The organism is Candidatus Vampirococcus lugosii (assembly GCF_018420025.1).
Taxonomy (GTDB): Bacteria; Patescibacteriota; Gracilibacteria; order Absconditabacterales; family Absconditicoccaceae; genus Vampirococcus; species Vampirococcus lugosii.
In genome coordinates, this window is record NZ_JAEDAM010000062.1 from 1 (window position 1) to 10,288 (window position 10,288).

Sequence of the window (10,288 nt, forward strand, 5' to 3'; positions counted from 1 at the left end):
GTAGTCAGCAATATAACTATTTCCCGTCTTTTTTCAAGTCCTTTTTTGACTTTTTTCTACTTACAATCAATATCTAATTTAATCTCGATTCAAGTAGTCAGCAATATAACTATTTCCCGTCTTTTTTCAAGTCCTTTTTTGACTTTTTAAAAAAATGTATAATAAATTTTATGCATTTAGTTAAACTACTTGTATTGAGTCCAAATAGATTATGAAAAAGATATGGTATAATGTTTTTGAAAAAATATAAATTATTGTAGCTTACTTAATGCCAATTTTGATATACGACTATATTATTTTTTTGAGTAATATTTTTAAAACTTACATCTAAATTTTTATAAGGAGTCTATTTGAATAATATCATTACACTTTTCTACTATACAAAAAAATATTAAACTAATTGATTAGCATCTATCTCTTTAAAATTTCCTACATCATCAAAAATTTTAAATTTATTTGATTGAGGAGAAAAAGAATCAAATACATCAAATTCTCAATATTTCAAAACTTTTGCTGTATTTCATTCTACTGAAAAAGCTATACTCAAATTATTTTTTAAAACCATAATAATTAAATTAGTTCTATCAATACAATAATCCAATATATCTCAATCTACTTTATTATTTCAAACTAATAATGAAGAAACTCTCCTATCAAATGCAAAAGTATTTTCAAAAAGCAATAAATCCCCTGCTCTATTTATTATAAAATTTCTAATTAAATTTCAATGATTTTGTCTTCCTACACTTATTCAAAAATGAATTCATTCCAAAGTAGAATTTATTTTATTACAATCCAAAAATTTTGTTTCTTGTATAACTCATTTCTTATCAAGAAGATGTATTTTATAATCATAATTAGTACTAATGTTTACTTTTGAAACTAATATTAAAAAATGTCTTTTGGTAAGACAATATAATTGATTTTTGTTGGAAGAAAATAGTCAACATATTCCTTGATATGAAATGGAAGATATTAATTTTCTAGTTTCACCAAAAGACATATTTTTAATTAAATTACTCGATAGATAATCATTATTTTCAGTCATTTATTGATAATATTAATTAATTAAAATTTTCTGTTCATTTCATGTTTTCATATTTTTAATAATATAATAATTATTACTTTTTTCATTTTGTCAAAATATAACAACATTTTTACTTAATCTTTTATTTGCAAAATCTAATTGTTTTTTAAACTTATCTTCAAAAGGATAAATTTCTACACTTTTTCATTTTTTTAAAAATGATAACATTATAGACAATATTTCTTTGTTGGTCTCATCAAAATTTAAAAAAAAATAATCAGGTCAAGTTTGAAAATCTTTTTGAGAAAAAGTAATTTTTTTATCCAAAAAAATAGAATAAAGCCTATCAATACCAATACTTCCACCAACTCAAGAACAATTTATTTTGGAAGATAATGAATTTGTAAGTTTATCATACCTTCATCATGAACAAATACTTCAAAACTCTGGAAACTCATCTATAAATATTTCAAAAACAGTTCCTGTATAATAATCCAAACCTCTTATTATAGAAAAATCAATTTTATATTTTATATTAATACCTAAACTTGAAGAAATTGATAATAAAATTTCTAATAAAGAAATTAAATCGTTTACTCATTTTTTATAATTATCATCATCAATTAAATTTAAGATATCTGGAAGATCTTCAAAAAAAATTTCTTTTGATAATATTGAAACAAGAAAATCAATATCCTCATCAGATACAGAATTTTTTGATAATTCTTCAATAAAATTAGATTTAGATAATTTATGAAATTTATCAACGATTCATACAAGTTTTTTTTCTATAATTTCACTTGAAGATATTTTTTTTAAAATACTTTCTATTATTAATTTATTATTAATATTTACTGTAAAATCTATTTTTTTATCACAAACACCAACAATATCAAATATTGTCATATACAAAATGGCAATAATTTCTGCATCATAATAGAATAGATTATCAAACTTTTTTTGATTTCGTATAACATCAATATCAGCTTGAGTAAATTCTTTAAACCTTCATTTTTGCTGTCTTTCTCATCTTCGCACTTTTCATATTTGATATTTTTTGAAAGGGAAAAGTAAATTTGAAAAATTATCTACAACAAATCTAGCAAAAGGAATTGTTTGATCAAAACGAAGAGAATATTTTTTTATATCATCTACTCACTGAGCCAATCAATAAAGTCCAAAAATTTGTTTACTTATATCTTCTCATCATTTTGAAAGTAAAACTTCATTTTTTTCTACTACTGGAGTTTCAATATGATTATAATTAAATTTTTTAAAATTAAGTTCAATTAAATCCAAAAAAGCATCATAAACAACTTGATTTTCAATACTATATTCATTAAATCATCATACTTTAAACATAATATTTTATATTATATAACAAATATAAATCATTTATTATCTTGTATTTCTTTTTCTATATAAATAAATCTTTCTTTTCACATTTTTTTTATAAAATATTCAACATATTCTTTATCAACTACTAAAATTGATTTTGAATAATATTTTTTATTCTTTTCTAAATTTGAATATATATAAAAAACAGATTCTAATCAAAATCAATTTTTAAAAACATAATCATCACAATAAATATCAGAATAACTAAAAAATCTTTCAAGATTTATTTTGTCTTGACACAACAGTTGGTAATTAACAAACAAATATCATAAAGTTGAAAAAGTAATTAATCTATATTCAGTATTTGATGATATATTGCTAACAATTTTATCAAAATTATTCTTTGCTACAATTTGGTTAATATCCAAAAAAAGCTCAAAATTTTTGTCCATAAAAAAATAAATTCAATTTATATAAATGTAATATAAAAACACTTTATACATAAAATACACAAAAAATCAATACAATAATTCTAATTTTCTTCAATTAAAAAATATAAAAATTTCTAAAAATATAGTTAGAAACTAATAAAAACAATAAACAAAAAATGTAAAATTAATGGAAATTTAAAAAATATTTATGATATTAATTAAAAAAGTAATGTATACTTGATTAGAAATTATATGATATATTAATGCGGAAAATTTGGTTTTGTCTATTGTAATATGAACATAAAGTTCTCTACTAAAATCATCAATTCATACAAATAAATATTCTTTAATTTTTTCTTTATCGTCTTTTATGTAAGGTAGTTTTTTTGTATCCATATGAAACATTTCTCATGGATATGTTTTATTGTATCTTCTTGCTTGTGCATTTTTCTTCTTTAATGTTTTCTTTTCAATTTTTGATAATCTTTTAAATCAGTATGCTAATCATCTAAATCTTGTGTTTGTTGAATTACGTATCTGAAATTCTTTTACTCTAGCTCTCTTTATCACTTTATACACTGTTGGTCTGCTTATATTATATTTATTTGCCAAATCCACAACAGACCATTGATCACAATATAGTTTTCGAATATGTTTACGATTCTTTTCTGTTAGTCTCTGATTTTTATGTTCTTTTTTTTGAGTACATGTTATATGTATATTCATATTTTGTTTTTTACATAAATATAAATTTTATCTATTATATCTTTTTGTATAAATAACGCTAGTCTATATTACATATAATGTATGATATGATGAAAATAAATTTAAAAATTTTTTAAAAAATAATATATATTATGAGAATTTTCAATTATAACTAAACAATTAAAACTAAAAAAATCTCTTAAATCTTGATTAGTTTGATATGTTTAGTATTATAATAATATTGATGATTTAGAAATTAGGAATGCACTTTATTTAACTTTAAATTCTATGAAGTTTTTGGGTATATGAAGTTGTGTAAAACTTGGTTTATGAAATGTATCAGTTTTTATTAATTAAATTTTGTATATAAAAAAATAGAGTAGTTAAATATAACTCTATTTTTTTTACTATATATAGTAAATTAACTTGAAATAAAAGTTTTTATTATTAATAAATAATTGATTACATAATTATTTTGTTAAAAACTCTAAAACTCCTTTCTCAAGCATTGCTAAATTAAAAATATAATCATTATGATCAAAATTTTCTCTTAAAGGTTTTTGTGTTTTTTGCCAACCAAAACCGTCTGTTATCCAGAAAAATTTATATTGTCCGTTCAAAACATCAAATAAATTTCTATATTCTCCTGCTGTAGATTTTAGTTTTGAACCACCTCCACCATAAAAATTTGTCTCAATAATAAAAAGTTCTTTTCCGTTATCTATAACAAAATCATATCTTCTTGAAGATTTATCAACTGGTACATCATAACCTAATTCTTTTTTGATTTTTTCAGAATTAGCTTCTTTTAGATACTTGTAATTACATTTTTCGCAAACATCTTTGATAAAAACTTCTACAATATTTTCCATTGCATGTCCACCACGATTTTTTCTTGCATTACTGTCTAAGCCAGCTTCAACTCCTATCATATAATCAACTAAATTTTTCAACCTTTTATTTACAATCAAAGATTTTAATCCTGTTTCTTTTACAAAATGTAAATATTTTTCAATATCTTCATCCTTAATTTCTTTTTTAGAAAAATCAAAATTTTCATAAACAAGTTTTTTATTTTGATAATCAACTAAAATTTTGAAATTCTTTTTATTGCTTCCGTCTCTAACAACCAAAGCAGGAAGTACTTTTGCAATACTTGGATTTTCTTTTATCAAAAATCTAAATTCATCATCAAAATTTTCTTTTCCGATCAAATAGTTTAGAGCATTTAAAGCAAGTTCAATCTGTTTTGTGTTTTTTAAAACTTTTTCCCAATTAACAAAATATGACCAAATAGTATTGCTTGGTTTTAAATTAGAAATCAAAAAATCAAAAACTTGTTCTTCTGACTCTAAATTTAATACTGATTTATAAAATGTAATGTTTTTCATAGTTTATTTTTTAGAATTAAATTTATTTTTTAAGTTTTTGTCCAATTCTTCAAATCTTTTAATAGACAAATCAAGATATTCTTTTTCAAGATCTATCCCAATAAACTTTCTACCAAACAAATAAGAGGCAAGACCTGTTGTAGAACTTCCCGTGAATGGATCTAGAATTGTATCTCCTTTATTTGTACTAGCTAAAACGATTCTTTTTAATAATTCTATTGATTTTTGAGTAGGATGTTTTCCAAAAGTTTTTTCAATTTTACTTGGAGTTAAAATAGACCACACACTTCTCATTTGTTTTCCTTTCTCGTGCATAACTTCATATCTATCTTTTTTTCCACAATGATTACATTTAATTTCTTTAGTATAATTATTTTCCCAATTTACCATAGTTTTATAATTGAAAGTATGTTTTGCTTTTTTATCTTTTCATGCCCAAATCAAAGTCTCATGACTGGCAGTAAAAAAACGACAACTCAAATTTGGTGAAGCATTTGGCTTTAGCCATGCAATATCATTTAAAATATGAAATTTATTTACTTGCAAGGCAAATCCACATTGATAAATAGAATGATATGTCCCTGAAATCCAAATTGTTCCATTTGGTTTTAAAACTCTTTTACAAGCCTCAATCCATGTAAGATGAAATTCAAAATTTTGTTTTGTCCCATTACACATATCCCAATCTCCTTTTTTTACACTTACCATTTTCCCATTTTGACAAGTAAAACTTCCACTTGAAAGAAAATAAGGAGGATCGGCAAAAATCATATCTACAGAATTTTCTGGCATACTATTTAAAATATCCAAACTATTAGCTTGATAAAGTGTAAATTTTGGTTTTTCGTAATATGGTTTTTGCATATTATTTAGTATAAGTTTTAAAATAATATATTTCTATTTTATAAAATTTTGTAACTTTTCATTTAGTTATAAAAAATATTTATTATAAAAATATATTAAAAGTTTAATTTTAATCATCTACTATTATTTTTATTCTAGAAGATATAGATGGCAAATTTTCATACCATGGAGGAGTAATTCTAATGATTCATACATCTATTTCATCATATCAAATTATAATATTTTTTGCTTGTGAAGCTGTTTTACCTAATATTAAAGACGATATTTCATCTTTTAATGCTGACATATCTCTTTTGAAATCATATCATAGTACTACATCTATACTAGTAGGAATTATATAATATCAATCTGATTTATTATTTTCATAAAAAATAATACTATCTTTATTAATATCTATCAAATTATAATTTTTAGATTTTCTAGTTTTCATAAATTTTTTTACTGCATTTAACATATCATTCCATTTTATGTAAGCTACATTAATTTTGAAATTAACTTTTCAATCAATACTATAAACTTTATCACCAACTTCCTGTTTTATTTGTTTATCTAATATTTCTACATCAATAAAATCTTGAAAATGTAATAAAATTTCATTTTCTTTATCTATCAAAGAACTTGCAAAAGAATTTATATTACTTTTTATATGATCTTCCAAATAAGTATTTATAGTATCCAAATCTGCTTGTGTAACTTCTCATTCTTTTTCAGTTTTTCATCATACAAATTTTTCATTGGGATATGCATATATATTTTTTGCTATATTAGATTCGGGCAAATTTTTGATATATAATGTATCAGATTGAGATATATTTCATCTTGCTCAAATTACTTCCCCAAATTCATCTTTACTATCTGCTACAACTTCTACAACAACATTTCAAGGTCAATCATCATTAGCAGGAGGAATGTTTACCCATGATTTAGTTCTAAAAATTAGTCAAGAATCAGTTATTAATCTAGTATTTGAAACTAAAGAGTAATCAAATTTAGTATCATTATATATAGTAATAGTTCAACTTGATGGTTCTTGACTATATTTAATATTTTCTACATCAATAGAAATTGAATAATCCAATATTTTAGATTTTATATTATATGGAATAATAATTTGAGACATATTTGTAAAAGTATCATAATCTTCTTGAGGAACATATCTGAAGTTGTAAGTAATATTTTGTGGTTCATAAGATGATTTTATATATATACTAGCAGATGGAGTAACATATAGATAAAAATAATAAAAAATAACTAAAATAAAAAAAGTTTCCAAAAAAATAATAAAATATCAAAATGTAGATTTTTGTTTAAATATAAATTTTTGAAGTTCTGATGAATATAGAAAAAAATCTTTAATTTTTTTAAAAAATTTTAAAAATGGATTTAACTCTATTTCTTCATAATTTGCTCATATAGATTTATAATATTGTGATAAAGTTTTTGATTTACACAAAAAAACATAATCAATACTTTTTGTATCTAATATATCCAATATTTGTTTTCATAACCATTTATTCTCAAATATAATATTTTTAGGATCAATTACTATTTCTACACTTTTATTATTTGGAATTTTTTCCAAAGTTTTAAAAATTTTGTACAAACTATCTTTGGAAGAAAAAATAATTTTCATATTTCAATAATATATTTATAATTAAATATTAAACTTTAAAATAATATTATAATTATTTTTTATCTTAATCTAAAATAAAGATATACAAAATATAAAGATATAAAAATAGTTCGATAATTTTTAATATCAAATGTGTATCAAAACATTTCCGTAACTAAAATTTTATCATATAATTGAAAATAAAAAACTAAATTAATCATAATAGATAAAAATATAAATCAAAAAATTCATATTCAATATCTTCTAAATATGTAATTCAAGATTAATCATATAATAAAAATACTAATTCAAAGTAAAGATAAAAATAATCATACAGGATATACCATATCATAATTATATAAAACACTATCTTGCAAAAAAGTAGATACACCAAATACACTAGATGTTGGTCTTCATATAAAATTATCTCATAAAAGCAAAAATATTCAAAAAGGAACTAAAGATAAAGATATACTATAAAAAAATACATCTATCCATTTGAGTTTCTCTATTCTTAGATCTATTTTTTTCAAAAACATACTCAAAGCAATAATTAATCATAATGTAATTCAAATAAAATTAAATTCATAGCCATATGGAGAAAGAATAATAAATAAATCATTCAAACTTAAAGGAATTACTAAATTATATTTAAATAAATTATAAAAATATCATCACAAAATATAAGGCAATATTAAAAAGATAGGTAGCCAATTAAAAAATTTCCAAAAATTAATATTAAATCTTTTTGAATAAAAATTAATTAAAAAAATTACACTAATAATAAAAATTACTACTCATATTCATGTCATATATATATTATTTCATGCTATATTAATATAAGGATACATATTTATTTTTTAAATATATTTAAAAATTTATCTTATATATGTTGTTATTTTACTTTCTCTTATTCATACAACTCTTACATTACCAGGATAATCTAATTGATCTTCAATTTTTTTTGCTATAGACATTATAAGTTTTTCAAATTCATATTCGCTAACTTTATTAGAATCAACAAAAGTCATTATTTCTCTACCTGCTTGCATTATATATACTTTTTCTACTCAATCAAACTCTGTAACTAGATTTTCCAAGTTTTCCATTCTTTCAATAAACATATTTTTAGTATTGAATCTAGCTCATGGTCTAGCGGCACTAATTGTATCTGATGCTGTAACTATCCAAGAAATAGGATCAACAAGAGGAACATCAAAATGATGTCATTCAGCAGAATTTATTGTAATTGAGTAAAATCAATATTGTCTAAGTATTTCTCAACCAATTTTTGCATGTGCCATTCATATTCATGCTTTAAGTTTACCTATATCGTGCAACAATCATGCTTTTTTTGCTAATTGTCAATCCAAACCAAGTTCATTTGCTATTCATTCTGCTATTCTAGCAACTTCAATACTGTGAATCCATAAATTTTGTCAATAACTATATCTAAAATAAAATTGTCAAATCATATAAACTATATCTGATTTCATTATAGGCAAATTAAGAATAGTCAATGCTTCTTTACCTTTTTCAATAATAAAATCATCTATACTACTTAATACATCATTGTAGGTAGATTCGATATATAATGGATTTATTCTACCATCTTTTACTAATCTTTTTAATGTTTCTCAAGCTACATATCTTTTTTCTGGATCAAAACAAGAAATATTTACAACCAAAGGTGTGTCATCTATTATTACTTCTGCTCAAGTAATCTTTTCAAAAAAAGATATATTTCTTCATTCTTTACCAATAATTTTTCATTTAGTTTCATCATTTGGAATATCTATAGTTGATATAGTAAATTCACTTACTTGATTCATACCAACTCTTGGTAAAACTTTTGATATAATACTTGCTGCTTCTTTCATAGCAACTTCTTTTTTCAAAGTTTTTTGTTTATCAATAAAATTAGCAAGATCTTTTGAATATGTACTTTCTACAAAAGAATAAATTCTGTCTTTAGCTTCATCTTTAGTATATCAAGAAATTTTTTCCAAAAGTTCTAATTGTTTATTTTCTATATTGTCTAAACTTTCTTTTTTTTGAATTAATTTTTTTTCTTCTTCATTCAAAGAAGATATTTTTTCTTCAACTTTTTCTTCTTTTTTTGTTATTCTATCTTCCAAAGTTTCAATTCTTTTAAGTTTTTGTTCATATTCTTTATTTGCCTGTTCTATTATTGAATTAGCTTTTTTGTCCGCTTTATCTATTATAGAAATATATTCCAAATCTATTTTTTCCAACCTTTCATCAAGTTTTTTTTCTTTTTTATTTACATAAGTTTCATATATAAACTTTCAAATAAAAACTCACAAAACTAATACCAATATTGGTATTATGATGTTTAATATAGTCATCTTTTTATTTTTTTATCTAATTAAAATTAATTAATATATTATATTTTATTAAAAAATAAATTATTTTGTAAATACAATAATTGTATTAATAAAATTGCTATATTTAAATTGATATGTTTTAAAACTTAAAATATATTTAATTAAGTTATTGTAAAAAATTAATAAATTTAAATTATTCTTAACTTATGTTCTAAAAAATTTTAATATTTATTTATCATAATTTATATTTTAATATATTTATTAAATCTAGTTTAAAGTTTAGATTTAAAAAATATTTCTAGTTTATTATATAATTTATATATTAATTGTATATTGTTTTTACTGATTTTAAAAATAAAATCAACTAAAAAAATAATTATTCCCGCCCGGGCGAGGAAAAGATGTTGATTTTGTGAAAGAAAAAAATATAATGAAAGAGATTTAGTAATATTAAAAAATAAAGAGATGAAAAAGATATTGATATGAACACAAGATTTCAAAACATTTATAAATGAAAAATGATATTATATAGATAAAACTAAAACAATACATAATTTATTGATAAGTAATAG

Annotated in this window: 10 protein-coding genes; 1 reads left to right on the plus strand and 9 read right to left on the minus strand. The window is 21.2% G+C overall.

Translation table 25 applies throughout. The features are described 5' to 3' along the window. Window positions 1-391: 391 nt before the first annotated feature. The 9 genes from VAMP_RS04195 to VAMP_RS04235 all read right to left on the minus strand — a co-directional run bounded on the left by VAMP_RS04195 (window position 392) and on the right by VAMP_RS04235 (window position 9,737). Window positions 392-1,048 carry a hypothetical protein gene (locus tag VAMP_RS04195; RefSeq protein ID WP_213349662.1) on the minus strand — a complete coding sequence of 219 codons (657 nt, stop codon included), beginning with the start codon at window positions 1,046-1,048 and terminating at the stop codon, window positions 392-394. 12 nt (window positions 1,049-1,060) lie between these two features. Continuing rightward, complete coding sequence (hisS, locus tag VAMP_RS04200; protein WP_213349664.1) at window positions 1,061-2,389, minus strand: histidine--tRNA ligase; 1,329 nt, start codon at window positions 2,387-2,389, stop codon at window positions 1,061-1,063. Window positions 2,390-2,400: 11 nt separating this feature from the next. Continuing rightward, complete coding sequence (locus VAMP_RS04205) at window positions 2,401-2,817, minus strand: hypothetical protein (protein WP_213349666.1); 417 nt, start codon at window positions 2,815-2,817, stop codon at window positions 2,401-2,403. A 174-nt stretch (window positions 2,818-2,991) separates the two neighbouring features. After that, window positions 2,992-3,522, minus strand: coding sequence for a transposase (locus VAMP_RS04210; RefSeq protein WP_213349667.1), 531 nt, complete (start codon window positions 3,520-3,522; stop codon window positions 2,992-2,994). A 449-nt stretch (window positions 3,523-3,971) separates the two neighbouring features. Continuing rightward, window positions 3,972-4,892 (minus strand): type II restriction endonuclease, encoded by a 921-nt coding sequence (locus VAMP_RS04215; protein WP_213349669.1) that lies wholly within the window; start codon window positions 4,890-4,892, stop codon window positions 3,972-3,974. A gap of 3 nt (window positions 4,893-4,895) precedes the next feature. Continuing rightward, the gene (locus VAMP_RS04220) at window positions 4,896-5,756 is read right to left on the minus strand and encodes a DNA-methyltransferase (RefSeq protein ID WP_213349671.1); all 861 of its coding nucleotides are present in this window, start codon (window positions 5,754-5,756) and stop codon (window positions 4,896-4,898) included. A 109-nt stretch (window positions 5,757-5,865) separates the two neighbouring features. Further along, window positions 5,866-7,389 (minus strand): hypothetical protein, encoded by a 1,524-nt coding sequence (locus VAMP_RS04225; RefSeq protein ID WP_213349673.1) that lies wholly within the window; start codon window positions 7,387-7,389, stop codon window positions 5,866-5,868. A 59-nt stretch (window positions 7,390-7,448) separates the two neighbouring features. After that, window positions 7,449-8,219 carry a hypothetical protein gene (locus tag VAMP_RS04230; protein WP_213349675.1) on the minus strand — a complete coding sequence of 257 codons (771 nt, stop codon included), beginning with the start codon at window positions 8,217-8,219 and terminating at the stop codon, window positions 7,449-7,451. A 27-nt stretch (window positions 8,220-8,246) separates the two neighbouring features. Continuing rightward, on the minus strand, window positions 8,247-9,737 hold the full coding sequence (locus VAMP_RS04235; RefSeq protein ID WP_213349677.1) for an Rnase Y domain-containing protein: 1,491 nt from the start codon (window positions 9,735-9,737) through the stop codon (window positions 8,247-8,249). A gap of 312 nt (window positions 9,738-10,049) precedes the next feature. Here VAMP_RS04235 and VAMP_RS04240 point away from each other — a divergent pair. Next, window positions 10,050-10,288 (plus strand): hypothetical protein (locus VAMP_RS04240; protein WP_213349679.1); only part of this gene is annotated, 239 nt, incomplete at its 3' end.